Genomic DNA, 17,201 nt, shown 5'->3' on the forward strand with positions numbered 1-17,201 from the left:
AGCTATCCCGTTTTCTGCGCGGCTATCGCAATCTCGCTGCGAGCCTGAACCTCGTTAGAACGACTGACCGATGCCAGCGTAAATGCCGTAATCCGTCCCACCCTCGAACTTGTTGAGGGGAACGGCGAAATCAAGCCGGATCGGCCCGAATGGGGTGGCGTAGCGCAGACCGATACCGGCACCCGCCCTGATATCCGAAAAATCGGGCGCAACATCGGCGGAAACCACCCCGACATCGATAAACGGCACGATGCCGATCGTGTCGGTGATCTTCACGCGCGTCTCGAACGACGCCGTCATGAAGGAAGCCCCGCCCGTCGCCTCATTGGCGGCGTTATAGGGAGAGATTTCCTGATAACCGTAGCCGCGCACCGACCCACCACCGCCAGCAAAGAAGCGGCGGGTGGCGGGAATGTTCTCAAGATCGTCGGCGCCAAGCAGGAACCCGGCCGAAAGCTTGCCGGCGAGCACGATCCGATCTTCGGCGCCAAGGCCGTAATAACCGGAGACCGATCCCTCGAACGCAGAGAAGAACGTGCCGTTATAGGCCTCGTAGCTCGGCGTGACCTTGCCCATCAGCCGGTAACCGGATGTCGGGTCGAGCTTGTTGTCGCGCGCGTCGCGATCGAACTGGAGGGGAGCCGCGAAGGTCAGGTAGGTGTTGTCCCCGAACGCGTCGTCATCCTTTTCCCAGCTGACTTCGCCCGCACCGGTAAACGTGTCGGTATCGTTGAGTTCGTAGGAATAGCCGAGCGATGCCGTCACCAGCTTGGCGCTATAGGCATCGGGATTTTCGGTCTTGGCGAGAATGCTGGCGATCAACGTCCCCGATGGCACAAAGGCGCCGGGCTTGGTGAAGGTGATGCCCGCCGAGAAATCGAGATCGCCCAGAGCCGTCGCATCCCCGAGCCGCCCGACGGCACCCTCGACGCGCAACCCTTCCGCTCCACCGAACAGATTGCGATGGCCCCAATAGCCGTTGACCCCGAAACCGTCGATTGTCGAATACTGCGCGCCGACGCCGAAATAGCGCTGCTTGCCCTCCGACACCTCGATGATCATCGGCAGGCTGCCGTCGCCGGCCAGCTGGTCGCCCTCATGAATGGTGACGCTGGAGAATACGCCGAGCGCCCGCAGCCGCTCGCCGGCCTTCTTCAGCGCCTCCGGAGAATAGCGATCGCCCTTGTTGATGCGCGAATAGCGCTCGATGAAATCGGACCGCACCGCCTTGGCACCCGTCACGCCCACCGTCCCGATCGGCGCGACCGGCCCGCCCTCGGCGGCGAGCACGACATCGACTGTATCGGTCTTGTGGTCGGCCACCACCTTGCGCGTCGTCAGCTTCGCCAGCGGCCGCCCCTCGCTCTTCAACTGCTCGACGATCTTGTCGCCGGCCTTGATGATCGTCAGCGACCCGGCCGAAGCGCCGGACCCGAGATCGTAATCGGCGGGATTTCGGTTGGCCGCATCGCCGCCGAATTGCACTTCGCGCACATGGAACACCGGCCCGGCCGCAACGCTGACATTGACGGGAACCGGGCGCGAGCGATTGAAAGTGGGGTTCGGCGGCAGGTCGTCGATATTGCGGCCATCGACGGTGATGGTCACGACGCCGCCATAGCGCGCCTTTTCATAGAGAGCCGCGATCAGCCGTTCGCGATCGTCGCGCGCCTTGACGACGACACCGAGATCGCCCGAAACCGGCTGCTCCTTGTCTCCGACCAGGCGTGAGCTGTTCTCAAGCGCCTCCTTGAGGTCGGGATCATCCGCGTCCGATGTCAGCGTCACCTCATAGCGAACGGGGTCGGGCACCTGGTTGGCGTCCGTATCGTCCTTGCCGAAGAAGTTGATCCCGAAAAGCTTGAAGGCGTAAGCATTCGACACGAGTGCCGGTGACAAGGCAGTCGCCACCGCGACCATTGTCACGATGCCTGCTCGCCGATACGCAATACCCGGTTTCGGTGCCTTCCGTCTAATCTGCATCCGCCGCTTTTTGGTTACACTGGATTTAAGCTCTGCGCCCCCCGGCCTGATGCGACCTTAGCGGCAAAATTCATTTTGTTGTACCGTTTTAAACCGCATGATTGCTGATTTAGCGGAAAAAAACAAAAATCCCGGGCCAGAGACCCGGGATTTGAAAGGTTTTGGCGAAGGATCAGCCGCGGCAATCGTCGATATAGCGGCGACCATATTCGTCGCGGTAGTAGCACTGGCCGGGCTGTTCGGACACACGGCCGATGAGCGCGCCGGAGACGCCGCCGACGGCAGCACCCACGGCGGCACCGCGAACATTGCCCGTAACAGCGCCGCCGATGACAGCGCCGGATGCCGCACCGATGCCCGCACCCTGTTGCGTGGGCGTGCAGCTTGCAATCGATAGGCCGATGAAGGCGAGCGCAATAATCTTTTTCATCAATAACTCCTGATTGTTCGCCCGAGCGGGCGGTGGCCGTCCCTGATTCCTGTCTTTTTTGTAACCTAGACCGCAAACTATGGCGCAAAAAGGGGCAAGCAACCGCTCCAATCGATTTCAATTGGTCGGCGGCCATGAAAATCGACTGGCAAATCGGTCACCAAGAACCATGCGAAGCACTGCGCGCAGGGCTGCAATGCACGATTGATCTGGTCAAGCACGCCAATTTCAAATTAAAGTAATTCGAAACTAGGGACGATTTGACGCACATGGTGCTAAATCGGACCAAATGGGTTGACGTGCAGTCGTCATTGGGCGGAGAACGCCTGCACGATACTGGAGCATGAGATGGATTTCGAAGCATTCTTCAAGAGCGAGCTGGAAGGCCTTCACAACGAAGGTCGTTACCGCGTGTTCGCCGATCTTGAACGTCACCGCGGCAATTTCCCGCGTGCCACGCGCCACACCCCCGAGGGGCCGAAGGATGTGACCGTCTGGTGTTCCAACGACTATCTCGGCATGGGCCAGAACCCCAAGGTGATCGAGGCGATGAAGAACGCCATTGACCACTGTGGCGCGGGTGCGGGAGGCACCCGGAATATTTCTGGCACCACGCACTACCACGTTCTCCTCGAGCGCGAGCTCGCCGATCTGCACGGCAAGGAATCGGCCCTGGTCTTCACCTCGGGCTATGTATCCAACTGGGCGGCACTCGGCACGCTCGGCGCCAAGATCCCCGGCATGATCATCTTCTCGGATGCGCTGAACCACGCCTCAATGATCGAGGGCATTCGCTACGCCAAGTGCGATCGCGTCATCTGGAAGCACAACGACCTGCAGGATCTGGAAGCCAAGCTCGCCGCTGCCGATCCGAAGGCGCCGAAGATGATCGCCTTCGAGAGCGTCTACTCGATGGATGGCGATATCGCGCCGATCAAGGAAATCTGTGACCTCGCCGACAAGTACGGCGCCATGACCTATCTCGACGAAGTCCACGCTGTCGGCATGTACGGCCCGCGCGGCGGCGGCATCGCCGAACGCGAAGGCCTGATGGACCGCCTGACGGTCATCGAAGGCACGCTCGGCAAGGCCTTCGGCGTCATGGGCGGCTATATCGCGGCATCCACCGCGCTCTGCGACTTCATCCGCTCCTTCGCCTCCGGCTTCATCTTCACCACGGCGCTGCCGCCGACGCTCGCCGCCGGCGCCGTTGCCTCGATCCAGCACCTGAAGGTCAGCCCCTTCGAGCGCGCCCGCCACCAGGACCGCGTTCGCCTGCTCCGCGCCCAACTCGACAAGGCCGGCATCCCGCATATGCCGAACCCGAGCCACATCGTCCCCGTGATGGTCGGCGACGCCGCCAAGTGCAAGTGGATCTCGGACCTGTTGCTCGACAATTGCAACGTCTACGTCCAGCCGATCAATTACCCGACGGTTCCGGTCAAGACCGAACGCCTGCGCATCACGCCCACGCCGCTGCACACCGATGCCGACATCGAGCACCTGGTCGAAGCGCTGCATTCGCTGTGGTCGCGCTGCGCACTCGCACGGCACGTCGCGTAACGCCACTCTCGACGGCGCTGCAGTCTCGGCTTGGAGACGACGGCAGGCAGCGAGAGTCATAACTTATTGAAAGAACGCGGAAACCCCACTCGCCGCGTCATCCTCGGGCTCGTCCCGAGGATCTAAGCACGTTGCCCGGAATGCAACGGTGCTGGGTGCATGGAGGGGCGAAGCAAGCTCTTCACTCTACTGCCAACCCGCGTCTCCCGCCTCGCCAAGTGTCCACTCGCGTCGAGCAAGTTGGCCGCTCAGCAGATGCTCGGCACAAGACCGAGCATGACGGCGGTGAGTTTGGGGGTGGCTGCGGATAGAGTGGGCATAACCTGTTGAACGAAAACGGCGCCCCACTCTCGGCGTCATCCTCGGCCAAGAAGCCGAGGATCTAAGCACGCTGCCGCGAATGCAACGGTGCTGAGCGCATGGAAGGGGTGACGCAGGCTCCTCATTCCGCCGCCAACCCGCGTCTCTCGCCTCGCCAAGTGTCCATCCACGTCGAGCAAGTTTGCCGCTCAGCAGATGCTCGGCACAAGACCGAGCATGACGGCGGCGGGTTTGGGAACGGCTGCGGATAGAGTGGCATAACCTGTTGAAACAAGGCGCCAATCCCACTCTCGACGTCATCCTCGGCCAACGAGCCGAGGATCTAAGCACATCGCCGAGAATGCAACGGTGCTGAGCGCATGGAAGGGGTGAAGCAGGCTCTCCGCTCTATCGCCAACCCGCATCTCCCGCCTCCCCAAGTGTCCACCCACGTCGAGCAAGTTGGCCGCTCAGCAGATGCTCGGCACAAGACCGAGTATGACGGCTGTGGGTTTGGGAACGCCGTAACCTATTCGACGAAAACAGTGCCGCACACTCGCGTACGTCGCGGACCGTCCGCAACCAGCCCCTCAGGCAGCCTTCTCCCGTGTCGCCACCAAGACCGCAGCTCGCTGCCGGGCTTCTTTGTCGACGGCAAACACATCGTCCATCGTCGCAGCCTCCGGCAGATGCGCCAGCTGGTCCATCACCGTCTCGGTCACATCGGCCATGGCGAGGAACGACAGGCGTCCGGCGATAAAGGCTTCGAGCGCCACTTCCTTGGCCGCGTTCAAAACCGCGCCCTGCACGCCACCGCGCGTCATCGCAAGGCGAGCGAGCCGCAGCGCCGGAAAGCGCGTCTCGTCGGGTGCTTCGAAATCCAGTCGCGCCAGCTTGGCGAAATCGAGCCGCTCGATCGGCAGGTTCGGCCGGCGGGGATGCGCCAGCGCGTAGCCGATCGCAGTGCGCATATCAGGCGCGCCGAGCTGTGCCAGCACCGAGCCATCGGTATAACCCACCATCGAATGGATCACCGATTGCGGATGCACGATGACCTCGATCTGCTCGGGCGTCAGCCCGAACAGGTGCTTGGCCTCGATCATCTCGAGCGCCTTGTTGAACATCGAGGCGCTGTCGATCGAGATCTTCAGACCCATCGACCAGTTCGGATGCGCGCGCGCCGTCTCCACGGTCACACCGGCCATCTCCTCCAGCGAGGCGTTGCGGAACGGTCCGCCCGACGCCGTCAGGATGATACGCTCGACGGCATGGCGCTGGTTTTCCTCCAGCACCTGGAAAATCGCATTGTGTTCGCTGTCGACGGGCAAGAGCTTGCCGCCGCCACGCCGTACGGATTGTACGAAGAGGTCGCCGGCGGAAACCAGGCATTCCTTGTTGGCAAGCGCGATATCGGCGCCCTTGCGGGCGGCGGCCAGCGTCGGCGCAAGGCCTGCCGTCCCGACGATCGCCGCCATCACCCATTCGGCCTCAAGGTCGGCGGCTTCCATCAATCCGGATTGGCCGGCGGCAACCGCAATCCCGCTTCCAGACAGCGCGCTCTTCAGCGCTTCGTAATGGCTGTCACTCGCCGTCACGGCGAGTTTGGCACCGGCCGCGCGCGCCTGCTTTGCCAGCAGATCGACATTCTCGTTGCCCGTCAGCACGGAAATTTCGAAGTTTTCGAGACCGCCGAGATGCTTCACCACATCAAGCGTGTTCTGCCCGATCGAGCCGGTCGAACCGAAGATGGAGAGGCGCCGAGGCCCGTTTCTGCCCGTGATCATGCGCGATTTTGCCTGCGTTCCGTCATTTCCCTCGGCTCTACAGGGGATTGGAATGACCGGCAAGTGTGCAGTGCAGCAGATTTTTGAGCCCGAGGGGTTTACATCCCCGCCGGTCGATGTGATCCTGACAACAATCCTCAGGGATAGGAGCGTTGGCAATCGTATCGGTTGCAATTTTCAAGCTCCGGCGGCGCAAATTTCGCGCCCGCTTCCGTATCCGCGCCAAAGGCCGGACGCGATAAAAACCAGAACGAGATGTCGGGTTTGCAAGGCGAAATCCTGCGCGCTTTCGTGCGTTTCCGCTTCAAACCCGCATCGACCAGAAGACCCTGACCGTTACGAAGGGACAAATGGCCATGAAAGCGACAAGCAGTTTATTGCTTCTGCCCGCCGCGCTCATTTCATTCGCACCGCGCGTCAACGCAGAAAACCTCGTCATCTGGACACCTGTGAAAGTGTCCGAACGCTCCTACAAGGCAACGATGGGCTTTCGCCTGCCGGCCGAATGGGAAACCAGCGCCGGCGCCGATATCGGCCTTGCGGCATCGAAAGGCGGCGTGCTCCTCGGCGGCTCCGAACAGGCCTCGCTCTGGGGCAAGATCACCAAGGTCAGCGTCACACCCGCCGCCCGCGCCGAGCGCTCGGCGAGCGTGCGCGTCGATACCTTGAGGGGCAGCGGCGCGTTGATGCTCAGCCGTTCCCGCAGCTGGATCTTCTCCGATTCGCTGGACATGGTCTCGACCCGCTTCGTGCAGGTCCGCTACGACGCCGTCGACACGCGCCAGACATTCGTCGATACCTCGCAGGCGCTGAAGCTGATCCAGCCCTGGACAGGAACCTCATTTTCCGCGGCAGCCACCGTGTCGGGCTTCAATGGCGATGTGACGAGTTCGCTGGCGCTGAACCAGCTGATCCTCCCCGACCTTAATTTGAGCGCAACAATCAGCAATCCTGGATCATCCACCCGCTCGGGAAGCATTAACCTGAACTACCGGGTCAGCTGGTGACCGCGAACGCGACGCCGTCGACATAGGTTTTTTAGTCGAAGGGGAGGAAGGAAGGCATGACATGGCAAGTTACGAGATATCACCATCCGCACGAAAGACGGACATCAGCGAAGAGGCAGCGCTGACAGCGGATGTATCGACCGCGCTGGCGGTCGCCAGCGGCTTCGACGCCTCGCACATCGCGGTGTCAGTCGAGCAAGATGAAATCGTTCTCACCGGACTGGTCGCCACCAAGGCGGACCTCGCCAGCGCCATCATCGTCGCCGAGACGACGGCAAGCGACCACACGGTCCGCAACCGGATCGTCGTCGCCCAATCCGTGCTCGACAACCTCGGCGAAGCCGTCTGAGCGATTAGCCGGCAAAGCGTTCCGTCAGGAAGCCAGTGGCGACTCGATCAGTCTTCTGCGTCGTAATGGGGCCGCTCGGCTGATAGCTGACGGCGATCAAAAGGCCACCGATCAAGAGATAGGCAACCGCGAGCATCGAGAGTTTCATGGTCATGAGCTTGATCTCCTTTGACCAGAACAACGCGACGATCGGCCGTAGGTTCCCTTCCCGAAATGAGCCACCCACACGGCACCCACGAAACGAAAAAGCCGCCCCAGACGGGACGGCTTTTCCATTGAAATCAAATGATAAAATCAGCCGGCAGGCGTAAGCGTAACCGAGGTGCCGGTTGCAGCGACGTTGAGGCCGAGCTGGCCGGTGACGCTGATGGTCTGCAGCTGGATCGAGCCGGCGGTGCCGCCGAACAGCACGTTGGCGCCGACGCCGCCAGCAAGCGTGGCTTCAGCGGTAATGCCCTGGTAGAGGCCGCCGAGCGAACCACGGTGATAGCCGGCGGTCGGAGCGAACACTGCCCAGACGAGGCGGCCGCGCGTGGTGAAGCCGAGGTCGACGCCCATCTTGCGGATGGTGCCGCTGTAGTGATCGACGGAGCCGCGCGTACCGTTGAAGACGCAATCGACGGACTTCGCCGAACCCAAGACGTAGCCGACGCCGCCGCCGACGTCGCAGGTCAGAACGCCGATCTTGACGCCATCGCGCTGATCCGGCTCTTCATAAGTCGTCACGAGATCCGCTGCCGCCACCGAAGTAGCGAAGACTTGAGCCAGCGAGGCTGCTGCGACGATCGATGCGATTGTCTTGTTCATTGTGGTCTCCTTAGTATCCTGACGAAAAACATAGTGCCTTGTTATAACTTACCAACCCCGGCTGTATGAACAAAATTAACAAATGCTCAAAAGCAAATGTGTGGGGTTTGATTCGCTACATGCATCCCGATTTCTGGCTGATTTCGGGCGTCAATCAGGCGGCGCCTGAATAAATCCCTGTCATGGCCTGTTGTTCCACCGTCATCACGCGTTCTTGTCTTCTGAAGCACGACGAATTGGCGGTTTCCGCGCACAAAAAAGGACCCCGGGCTGCGCCGGGATCCTTGATCGCAATGCGATGATTACTTGAAGTCAGGGCATGCCTCGCTCTCGGAAGCGCCGCTGTTGCCACCCTGGGCGGCCGTCGTGCCCGGCATCGGCTGCGCCGGGCAGCGCGTGCGGTCGACGGTCCCTGTCGTATTGGTGTTCGGTCCCGTGCTCATCGTGCCGGGCGTGGTGCTGTAGGTGGCGTTCGGATCGACCACCGTTGGCGATGTTCCAGTCGTATTCGGAGCATCCGCGTTTGCGCCACCGCCGCTATCGACCGTGCTGCTGCCGATCGTCGATCCAGCCGGGCTCGGGTTGGACTGGGCCATTGCCCCGCCTGTTGCCAGACCAAGTGCCAGGATCGATGCCGCGATCAGTTTCGCTTTCATGATGCTTCTCCTTCTTTCGTATCGACATGGGGTCAACGACAGAGGGCTTTCATCGTTCCCAAAAAATACGGGCAAAAAAAAAAGGGCGCATCGAGCGCCCGTATCCAAAAGCATCCGAAAGCACCGCCTCAGGTCTGCCAGTCGTCCGTCGCCGTATGCGCGGTCGAAGAAACCGGGCTGTCAGCCAGCGAATAGGCGTGAATATAGTCGATCTTCATTTCCGACCCATTGGGCAGACCATCCGCCGGCGATCCGGCAATCCCTCCGACGGCAAGATTGACGATCATGTACATCGGGTCGTGCATATCGTCCGGCGTATCCGCATGGGCGATCGCCACGTCGTCGAAGTACCAGACGATCTGGTCCTGATCCCAGAGCACGCCATAGGTATGGAAGCCCTCGGTGCTCGCGACATTGACCGCCGTCTGGTCCATCGTATGGCTGCCGCTCGCCGCCGAATGCGCCGTCACGTGAACGGTGTTGGGGTCCTGCCCGCGCATTTCCACCACGTCGAGCTCCGGCGGCCAGGAGCCGTCCTCCGGCAACAGCCAGAAGGCCGGCCACACACCCTGCTCTGTCGGCATGTCGGCGCGGATTTCGAAGTACCCGTAGGTCTGGGCGAAGGTGGAGTGGGTGTTCAGCATCCCCGACGTATAGTCGAAACCCTCGAGCTGGCCTGCAAGCGCCGCCGGCGTTTGCGCCGCCGTGATCGTCAGCACGCCGTCATGCACGGAGAACGGATTGACCAACGCCGTGCCGGCATAAGACGGGTTGATGTACCATTGCTCCTCGGCGTTATCGGGCAATGTGCTGCCCTTCTCGGACGCCCACCAGAACTTGGCGTCCCAGGTTCCCTGGCCACCGCTATGGAGCGACAGGCTGTCGAACTCGTCGGCGAAGGTCATCGTCAGCGCCGAGCGATCGAGCGTCAGCTGGAACTGGTCGGCATGCAGCGCCGAGGCCGTGGTATTGGCCAGCACGAGGCTTTCGCCACCACCGAGATCGATCCGGAGATTGGCACCCTCCTGTGTCGAGTGGCTGACGACCTGATCGAAACTCGTCAGCGAATAGCCGTTGAAGCGGATCGTGTCGTCGCTGCTGAAATCGACGATGAGGTCGCTGCCATTGCCGCGCGTGAACAGGAAGGTATCCGCCCCGCCGCCACCGATCAGCACGTCATTGCCCGCGCCGCCATCGATCGTCTGGCTGCCCGCGGCACCGGAGATGATGTTGTCGGCGCTGTTGCCGAAGGCATAGCGCCCAGCGCCTGTTACCGTCAGGTTCTCGAAGTTTTCGGGCAGCGTATAGCTCATCCAGGTGTTGATCGTATCGATCCCGCCACCCGGCTCTTCGGCCGCGCGGTTGATGGCAGAGTAGAGATAATAGATATCGTCACCCGCACCGCCATGCATGGTCACGTTGACCGAGCTGTCACCCCAAATGCTGTCATTGCCGGCTGTGCCGTTGAGCACCGGTCCGGATCCTGTCGCCGACAGCCAGCCGGTGGAAGCGCCGCTGTAGAACAGGCTTGTGCCGACTGCGTTCTGAATCGACTGTGGCATGGTTCATCTCCTAGGGTTTTCGTGATTGAAACATTGCCAAGGGCATCCACACGATGCCCTGATGGCCGAACGCTCCTCCCTTGCCCGACGCGCCTCCTCCCAGGCGCCATCAGGCACAGGCCCCTTATTCCTCCCTAAAGGCACGGGCCGCCTGATCGGTGAACGGCTTGGCGAGATAGGCCAGCGCCGTTCGTTCCCCCGTTTCGATGAAAGCCTCCACCGGCATGCCGGCCACCGGCGTCAGCTTTCCAAGCCTTCGCCATTCGCCGTCCTCGATATGAACGCGCACGCCGTAGTAGCTCTGGCCGGTTTTCTGATCGGTGGTGAGATCGGCCGCTATGCGCTCAACACGGCCATTGAGCTCCATGGTGGTGCGCTGGTTGAAGGCAGACAGCCGCAGCACCACAGCCTGCCCCACCGCGACCTGATCGATATCTCCAGGCGAAAGCCTGAGATCCGGCGTCAGCGCATCGCCATCGGGCACGATCTCCATGATCGCTGCTCCCGCCTGCACCACGGCACCGGATGCATGCACCGAAAGCTGGTGAACGATGCCCGCCTGCGGGGCGCGGATGTCGATATGCTTGAGATCGTCCTCGACCGCGACCAGCCGCTCGGCATACTCGCCGGTATCGCTTTGCGCCTGCCGCAGCTGGTCGGAGACTTCGCTCCGCCTGTCGTCGCCAAGCTGGATGATCTGCAGTTCGGTCTCCGCGATCTTGCCCTTCACCTCGGCTGCCGATGCCACGAGGTTGCCGAGCTCGCCAGTGAGATCGGCCGCGTCGCGCTGCAGCGCGTAGACCCGCGTTGCCGGAATGATGCCCTGCTTCAACAGCGGCTCGAGGCTCGCCAGCTCCTTGCCGATGATCTCGATCGCCTGCCGCTTGCCGTCCTGCTGCGCCACCAGCCCACCCGCCTGCTGGCCGAGTTGGCGGATGCGCTCGCGCAGCTGCGCCACCTGTCCGCCAAGCGAAGCCCGCCTGTCCTCGAACAGCCGCTGCTCGCCCTGCATCAGCGTCTCCCGCTCCTCCGGGGGCGCTTGCTTCACAAGATCGGGAAACGCGAACGTCTCCCGCCCCTCCCGCTCGGCCGAAAGCCGTGCCGTTCGTGCAGCCAGCTGCCGCAACCGCCGCGACACGATCGAAACCGTCGCCCGCGCCTGCGTATCGTCGAGCCGCAGCAGCACCTGCCCCGCCTCCACCTTGTCGCCATTGCGAACGAGGATTTCGCCGACGGTCCCGCCCTTCAGATGCTGGATCGGCTTCACATAGCTGTCCACGACCAGCGTGCCCGAGGCGATCACCGCGCCGTTGAGATGGATGGTGGCCGCAAGGCTGCCGAGCACGCCGACGAGAACCAGCACCGCCGCCAGCGCCACAAGCGCCAGCCGCCGGATGGCCCGTTCGGCGATCGGCGCGCCCGCACCATTTGCGAGAGGCTTCATCGCGCCGCCCTCCCCTCGCTCACCCGCCCGAAGCGCACCGGCGAGAATGCCGCCGACACCGCCGCCACCGGCCTCCCGAGCACCTCTTCCTTCGGCCCGAAGCCACGCACCTGGCCGTCCGCCAGCACCAGCACCTTGTCGATACCGGCAAGCGCGCTCGGCCGGTGCGCGATGACGATCGCCACTCCGCCGCGCTCACGCACCCCCTCGATGGCGCGGGTCAGCGCCGCATCGCCGTCAGTGTCGAGATTGGCATTCGGTTCATCGAGTACGACCAGGAAGGGATCGCCATAAAGCGCGCGCGCCAATGCCAGCCGCTGCCGCTGGCCTGCGGAAAGCACTGCCCCCTCTTCACCGATCTCGGTATCGAAACCCTCTGGCATCCGCACGATCATCTCATAGATCCCGGCGGCCCTCGCCGCCGCGATCACGGCATCCGACGACGCCGTCGGATCAAACCGGGCGATATTGTCGGCGATCGTTCCATCGAAGAGCCCGATCTCCTGCGGCAGGTAGCCGATGTGCCGCCCGAGCGCCTCCGGCTCCCATTGCGACAGCGACGCATCGTCGAGCCGCACGGCCCCCATGCGCGCCGCCCAGATCCCGACCAGCCCGCGCGCCAGCGACGACTTGCCTGATGCGCTCGGCCCGACGATCCCGATCGCCTCACCGGCCTTGGCTTCGAACGAGATGCCGCGCAGCAGCGGCACGGCCGAACCGGGTGCTGAAAGATGCAGGTTCTCCACCTTAAGGCCCTTAACCGGTGCCGGCAGCCGCACGTCCGGGTCGCTGACCTCATCCGCCTCGCTCAACCGAAGAAGCCGCGCCCAGCTCTGACGCGCCGCGGCAAAGCCTCGCCACTGGCCGATCGCCAGTTCCACCGGCGCCAGCGCCCGGCTGATCAGGATCGAGCTCGCGATCATGATCCCGCCCGTCGCCTCCTGGCGAATGACGAGAACGGCCCCGACAGCCAGCACGCCGGACTGCAGCACCAGCCGCACGACACGCGACAGCGTCGACAGCGACACGGTGATCCCGCTCGCCTTGAACTGCGTGTCGCGGTAGCGCAGATTGATCGCCGACCAGCGCTCCTCCAGCCGCCGCGCAAAACCCATCGACGCCACCGTCTCGGCATTGCGGCGGGTAGCTTCGGCAAGCGCCGTCCGCTCCAGCCCGATCCTGGCCGCGGCCTGCGTCGGCGCCCGTGTGCGGATTTCGGCGATGATCGTGAGACCGATGAGAACAAGCGCACCCGCCAGCGCCACCGCCCCGATCCAGACATGAAACAGGAAGCAGAGGCCGAGGTAGAACGGCATCCAGGGCAGATCGAACAGCGCCGTCGGCCCCGGCCCGGAGAGAAAGGCGCGCACCATGTCGATATCGCGCATCGGCTGCAGCCCGTTTTCCTCGACGCTGCGCCGCGAGGGCGCGGTGGCGAAGGAGCGGAAAACGATCGGGCCGAAGCGCTCGTCGACCGATTGCCCCAGCCGCGCCAGCACCAGTGAGCGCAAAAGTTCGAGCAGCCCCAGGAAGGCGAAAAGCGTCAGCGTGATCATGCCGAGCCCGACCAGCGTCGGCAGGCTGCGGGCGGGAATGACGCGGTCATAGACCTGCAGCATGAAGAACGAGCCGGTCAACGCCAGGATATTGATGAAGCAGCTCGTCATTCCGATCCCGATCAGCGTGCCCCGCACGGACGAGACGGCTGATATCAGGAACGGCGCGGATGTTCCGGTGTCGGACGTGGACAATTGGCCTCTCGATTCTGTTCGCCAGTTGCCCAAGCATGAACCAGATCGATCGCTCCGGTCGCGCTCTTTCTATGGTTGCTTTTATCTAATAAAATTCTCTGTTAACGCGAGTTTCGTTCCATATTAGCGATCGTTCCATTATGACGCACACCCGCCCCGGAACGGCACGCCTGCCGAAATTTTCATTATTTAGCATAGGCTTAATATTCAACGCCGACCGATTGCGGACTTCAACAGCCGCGCATCTGCCTCGGAGACCAAAGCAGATGCGTCGCCAGAGGCGGGTCTACGGCGTGTAGGTGCCTCTCAAGTCTGCGGGAGTGTCGCCACCCTGTCGTTTTGCTGCGAAGACCGGCGCCCATGTCTGACAAGGCGCACCGCCTTGCCGGTGATTGCCATCAGTTTTTCCCAGAAAATTCCGACGCCGATGCCGACCGCCAGAGACATCGAGAGGCCGGCCACGGGCGAATGCTCGATCCCGAGCTTGGGCAAGACATGAGAGATGACACTGGCATTGACGATATAGATGTAGAGCGAGTTGGAGGCGATGATCGCGACGACCTTGGCGGCGATCCGGGGGATGGGAACGGATTTGACGAAGATCAGCGCGAGCACGCTTGCAACGAAGAAAAACGACCATGTGGTGTAGTCGCCGCCCACCAGACCGACGATCGCCATGGTGACGGCAAAGGCGCCGACGGCGGCCCATTTCTGCAAGCGGACCGAAGCAGCGTGGATGCATGCCCCGAAAACGAAGACCCATAGCCAGCGAAACGGCCCGGTGCTGGTCGCGCCAAGCTCGCCGTCCCACCAGCCGGTATAGGCCTGAACTCCAAAGAGGGCGAGTGCGATGGCCAGCGCCGCCAGCGAGAAAGGCATCATCATGTCCCCAAGCGGCAGCGGCGCGTGCAGCCGCCGCCTCGCATAGCCGAAAGCGAGCCCCAGCCCCGTCAGGATGAGAATGCAGGCGGTCAATATGTCGAGGAACCAGAATGTGAAATGTCCGACCGGGACCCGCTGCCACATGGTTCCCATCAGGAACACGTCGGGGATCCACAGCTTCTCGTTCAGATAAAACGATCTGAAGATCTGCCATAAGCCGGCGGGAATACCGTATTTGAGCACGAGATTGACAACCGGGCCGATCGTGAGGTTGGCGATAATCCCCGACAGGCGGAATCGGGCAAAGCTTATTCCCGATATCACAAACAGCACCGGTGATCCGCTGGAATAGACCGCACCCGCATGCGACAAAACGATGGTGATGATGCTGATCGCTCTCAGCGCGACGGACAGCTCGATCCTGTGCGCGCCGAACCAGCGCGACAGACTGCGCGATCCGGACGGCATCTGCCTGCGCAGGTCGATGATGCGCTCAATCGGCATGTTCTCCCAGTTTTCGGGAAGAAACCCGAGATGATCCTCGATCATCAGCGAAGCCGTGATGAACGACAGCGAATCGCCTCCCAGGTCGACAAACGTCTGCTTGGGGTCTGCACCGGGCCGGCGCAGGATCTCGAGCAACGCCACCGTCAGGGGCGATTGCTGATCCCGGGAGACGTCGGACGTCCCACTCTGCCGCTTGCGCCTGAGCGCAGCTCGGTCGATCTTCCCGTTGGGCAAAAGGGGCATTTCGTCGACATGGACGATCTCGGCCGGCACCATGTATGAAGGCAGCCATTCAGCCATCCTGTTGCGCGTCGTTGACGGCGCATCGACGAGATAGGCGACCAGCGATGTCTGCCCGTCTTCGTCCTTCTCCGGCAGAACCAGCGCATTTCCGGCCAAGCCGTGACGCTCGAGCGTTTCTGCGATTTCCCGGCAGTTGACGCGATACCCTCTTATCTTGACCTGATCGTCACGGCGTCCGCAAAAATGAATCCGGCCCTCGTCGTCCTTGAAGCCCATGTCTCCGGTCCGGTAGGCGCGGACTTCGGGATCATCGCTGGTCAGTGACGCGAGAAATGTCGCAGCAGTCGGCGGCCCGGCCAGGACATCGGACGGCGCAATCGCGGCGCCAGCGTAACCCAGCGAGAGAAATCGGGTCTCGACAACGATCTCTCCCTGCTCTCCGGGCGGAAGTATCTGCTGGGTCTCGTCGGTGATGTGGATCTGCACGTCGTCGATCGGCAGGCCCAGCGGATAGGGCGCATCGAGGCCTGTGCCGATGATCTGATAAGCCATCGCCTGCGGCGTCTCCGATGTCCCGTAGAAATTTACCAGCGTGGCGTTCGGCGCAATCGCCCTCAAGCACTCCGCATGGCTCGGCAACAGGACATCGCCGCCGCAGAACACGTATCTGAGATCATTCAGCGCAACGTTCGTGCCTCGAACGGCTGACAGCAGGCCCACCATCTGGGGCGTCAGATGGGCATATTCAATCCGGCTTTCCGCAAGCCAAAAGGCCAGCTGGTCGGGCTTGAGCAAGATCTCCTGGCGCGGAATGTGAAGCTCGCCGCCGGTCAGCAGCGGAACGAAGACATCGCGCATGATCGGGTCGTGGCTCAGGCCTGAAAGCATCGTGAAGCGGGATCGCGGCTCCACATGAAATGTCGAGACATACCAGTCGATGAATGCACTAGGGGTGCCTCGCCCACCCTGACGCGCTTGGGCTGTCCCGTGGTACCCGACGTCATAAGGAAGTAGGCCGTCTCGTTGTGGAAAGGCCGCGGCACGTCGTCGTTGGGCGGCCATGCATGATCGATGGCGATCAGCCGTTCCGGATCGATCTCGCCGGCCAGCGCTGGAAGATCGGCCGTAGCTCCCTGTTCGCAGTAAAGCAATGCCGCGCAGTTGGACAGCTGCCACAGGTCGATGACCCGGCGCAGCGGGTAGGATGCGTCGATGACCAGAAAGGGAACGCCGGCCAGAAGACAGGCGACCATCGCCAGCGGTGTCTCCACCCGCCTCTGTCCCAGGATGGCGACGGCTTCACCGGCATCACCGATGCGCGCCTGCAGAACATGCGCCAGCGAAAGAGACTGCTTCAGCAGCGCGCCGAACGTAAGCGTTGCATCGTCGGAGCAGACGGCCGGAAAATCCGGATACACACTGGCCATCTTAACGATCCGCTCGCCAAGGACCTCGGGACACGAATAAACCTTTTTCACTTCGACATTCACGGCACGCCCCCCATTCGGTTGCGCCCGCTTGTGGCGCTGATCCCAGTCCCGCACGCACTCAAACATGGCCCGGCGCCCACCAGGCACAATTGCAACCGCATCGCTTGACGATGGCCGACCGCCGTCAAGCGCGATGCAAACACAGATGAAAGTGGTCGTGAAAAGGAAACGCAACGCTACGACCGTCGCGATAATACCGAAGCAGGCTCGTTTTCAAGATCGGTTATATTTGTTATAGCGCACATCTAATGGTATTATCATTTCCAACAAATACGCCTTTTTACCCTGTTTCCGGACAGGCTCCATCACCGGAGCGATCGTGTTGTTTTGCCACCGCGATCCGGCCCAGAGGCGAAGGCTTCAATCGGGAATGCCGTCACTAATTGAGGCGGGCGATGAAAAGCCTGTTGATTGGGCGAAGCAGTCGAGCTATGCAGGGGCCA

General features: G+C 62.2%; 14 protein-coding genes. 3 read left to right on the forward strand and 11 right to left on the reverse strand.

Annotated features, from left to right (window positions below; genetic code table 11):
• Positions 1–54 precede the first annotated feature (54 nt).
• Both ACVTFQ_RS15650 and ACVTFQ_RS15655 read right to left on the reverse strand, forming a co-directional pair.
• Positions 55–1,983 carry an autotransporter assembly complex protein TamA gene (locus tag ACVTFQ_RS15650; protein ID WP_181459347.1) on the reverse strand — a complete coding sequence of 643 codons (1,929 nt, stop codon included), beginning with the start codon at positions 1,981–1,983 and terminating at the stop codon, positions 55–57.
• 172 nt (positions 1,984–2,155) lie between these two features.
• Entirely contained in the window at positions 2,156–2,413 is a 258-nt protein-coding gene (locus tag ACVTFQ_RS15655) for a YMGG-like glycine zipper-containing protein (protein ID WP_018901584.1), read from the reverse strand.
• 348 nt (positions 2,414–2,761) lie between these two features.
• Between ACVTFQ_RS15655 and hemA the strand changes: the two genes are divergently transcribed.
• Entirely contained in the window at positions 2,762–3,976 is a 1,215-nt protein-coding gene (gene hemA / locus ACVTFQ_RS15660; RefSeq protein WP_047508509.1) for a 5-aminolevulinate synthase, read from the forward strand.
• An 890-nt stretch (positions 3,977–4,866) separates the two neighbouring features.
• Here hemA and dxr read toward each other — a convergent pair.
• Positions 4,867–6,060: a 1-deoxy-D-xylulose-5-phosphate reductoisomerase gene (dxr, locus tag ACVTFQ_RS15665; RefSeq protein ID WP_111564873.1), complete on the reverse strand. Its 1,194-nt coding sequence runs from the start codon at positions 6,058–6,060 to the stop codon at positions 4,867–4,869.
• A gap of 356 nt (positions 6,061–6,416) precedes the next feature.
• Between dxr and ACVTFQ_RS15670 the strand changes: the two genes are divergently transcribed.
• Together ACVTFQ_RS15670 and ACVTFQ_RS15675 are read left to right on the forward strand one after the other, a co-directional pair.
• Positions 6,417–7,067, forward strand: a complete 651-nt coding sequence (locus ACVTFQ_RS15670) for a hypothetical protein (protein ID WP_313760508.1) — start codon at positions 6,417–6,419, stop codon at positions 7,065–7,067.
• 61 nt (positions 7,068–7,128) lie between these two features.
• On the forward strand, positions 7,129–7,416 hold the full coding sequence (locus ACVTFQ_RS15675) for a BON domain-containing protein (protein WP_111564871.1): 288 nt from the start codon (positions 7,129–7,131) through the stop codon (positions 7,414–7,416).
• Between the two features lie 4 nt (positions 7,417–7,420).
• On the opposite strand, the gene ACVTFQ_RS15680 is transcribed toward ACVTFQ_RS15675, so the two are convergent.
• The 8 genes from ACVTFQ_RS15680 to ACVTFQ_RS15715 all read right to left on the reverse strand — a co-directional run bounded on the left by ACVTFQ_RS15680 (position 7,421) and on the right by ACVTFQ_RS15715 (position 16,695).
• A complete protein-coding gene (locus ACVTFQ_RS15680; RefSeq protein WP_181459346.1) occupies positions 7,421–7,570 on the reverse strand; it encodes a hypothetical protein in 150 nt (49 codons plus the stop codon).
• A 140-nt stretch (positions 7,571–7,710) separates the two neighbouring features.
• Positions 7,711–8,223: a DUF992 domain-containing protein gene (locus ACVTFQ_RS15685; RefSeq protein WP_018901578.1), complete on the reverse strand. Its 513-nt coding sequence runs from the start codon at positions 8,221–8,223 to the stop codon at positions 7,711–7,713.
• Between the two features lie 302 nt (positions 8,224–8,525).
• Positions 8,526–8,879: a hypothetical protein gene (locus ACVTFQ_RS15690; protein WP_047508517.1), complete on the reverse strand. Its 354-nt coding sequence runs from the start codon at positions 8,877–8,879 to the stop codon at positions 8,526–8,528.
• Positions 8,880–9,007: 128 nt separating this feature from the next.
• Entirely contained in the window at positions 9,008–10,441 is a 1,434-nt protein-coding gene (eglC, locus tag ACVTFQ_RS15695) for an endo-1,3-1,4-beta-glycanase EglC (protein WP_111564870.1), read from the reverse strand.
• Between the two features lie 124 nt (positions 10,442–10,565).
• The gene (locus ACVTFQ_RS15700; protein ID WP_111564869.1) at positions 10,566–11,885 is read right to left on the reverse strand and encodes an HlyD family type I secretion periplasmic adaptor subunit; all 1,320 of its coding nucleotides are present in this window, start codon (positions 11,883–11,885) and stop codon (positions 10,566–10,568) included.
• Positions 11,882–13,636, reverse strand: a complete 1,755-nt coding sequence (locus tag ACVTFQ_RS15705; RefSeq protein ID WP_111564868.1) for a type I secretion system permease/ATPase — start codon at positions 13,634–13,636, stop codon at positions 11,882–11,884. The genes ACVTFQ_RS15700 and ACVTFQ_RS15705 overlap by 4 nt, the downstream gene beginning before the upstream one ends.
• Positions 13,637–13,942: 306 nt before the next feature.
• Positions 13,943–16,156 (reverse strand): non-ribosomal peptide synthetase, encoded by a 2,214-nt coding sequence (locus tag ACVTFQ_RS15710; protein ID WP_112437113.1) that lies wholly within the window; start codon positions 16,154–16,156, stop codon positions 13,943–13,945.
• Positions 16,141–16,695: an AMP-binding protein gene (locus tag ACVTFQ_RS15715; protein WP_162718218.1), complete on the reverse strand. Its 555-nt coding sequence runs from the start codon at positions 16,693–16,695 to the stop codon at positions 16,141–16,143. The genes ACVTFQ_RS15710 and ACVTFQ_RS15715 overlap by 16 nt, the downstream gene beginning before the upstream one ends.
• Positions 16,696–17,201: the final 506 nt, after the last annotated feature.

The sequence above is a fragment of the Rhizobium sp. O111 genome, assembly GCF_055616315.1.

What these genes read in the sequence shown, in the direction of transcription:
- ACVTFQ_RS15685 (WP_018901578.1), bottom strand. Translation starts at nt 8,223, where the DNA reads ATGAACAAGACAATCGCATCGATCGTCGCAGCAGCCTCGCTGGCTCAA.
- ACVTFQ_RS15675 (WP_111564871.1), top strand. Translation starts at nt 7,129, where the DNA reads ATGGCAAGTTACGAGATATCACCATCCGCACGAAAGACGGACATCAGC.
- ACVTFQ_RS15690 (WP_047508517.1), bottom strand. Translation starts at nt 8,879, where the DNA reads ATGAAAGCGAAACTGATCGCGGCATCGATCCTGGCACTTGGTCTGGCA.
- ACVTFQ_RS15650 (WP_181459347.1), bottom strand. Translation starts at nt 1,983, where the DNA reads ATGCAGATTAGACGGAAGGCACCGAAACCGGGTATTGCGTATCGGCGA.
- ACVTFQ_RS15715 (WP_162718218.1), bottom strand. Translation starts at nt 16,695, where the DNA reads ATGGCCAGTGTGTATCCGGATTTTCCGGCCGTCTGCTCCGACGATGCA.
- ACVTFQ_RS15700 (WP_111564869.1), bottom strand. Translation starts at nt 11,885, where the DNA reads ATGAAGCCTCTCGCAAATGGTGCGGGCGCGCCGATCGCCGAACGGGCC.
- dxr (WP_111564873.1), bottom strand. Translation starts at nt 6,060, where the DNA reads ATGATCACGGGCAGAAACGGGCCTCGGCGCCTCTCCATCTTCGGTTCG.
- ACVTFQ_RS15670 (WP_313760508.1), top strand. Translation starts at nt 6,417, where the DNA reads ATGAAAGCGACAAGCAGTTTATTGCTTCTGCCCGCCGCGCTCATTTCA.
- ACVTFQ_RS15710 (WP_112437113.1), bottom strand. Translation starts at nt 16,156, where the DNA reads ATGCTTTCAGGCCTGAGCCACGACCCGATCATGCGCGATGTCTTCGTT.
- ACVTFQ_RS15680 (WP_181459346.1), bottom strand. Translation starts at nt 7,570, where the DNA reads ATGACCATGAAACTCTCGATGCTCGCGGTTGCCTATCTCTTGATCGGT.
- hemA (WP_047508509.1), top strand. Translation starts at nt 2,762, where the DNA reads ATGGATTTCGAAGCATTCTTCAAGAGCGAGCTGGAAGGCCTTCACAAC.
- eglC (WP_111564870.1), bottom strand. Translation starts at nt 10,441, where the DNA reads ATGCCACAGTCGATTCAGAACGCAGTCGGCACAAGCCTGTTCTACAGC.
- ACVTFQ_RS15655 (WP_018901584.1), bottom strand. Translation starts at nt 2,413, where the DNA reads ATGAAAAAGATTATTGCGCTCGCCTTCATCGGCCTATCGATTGCAAGC.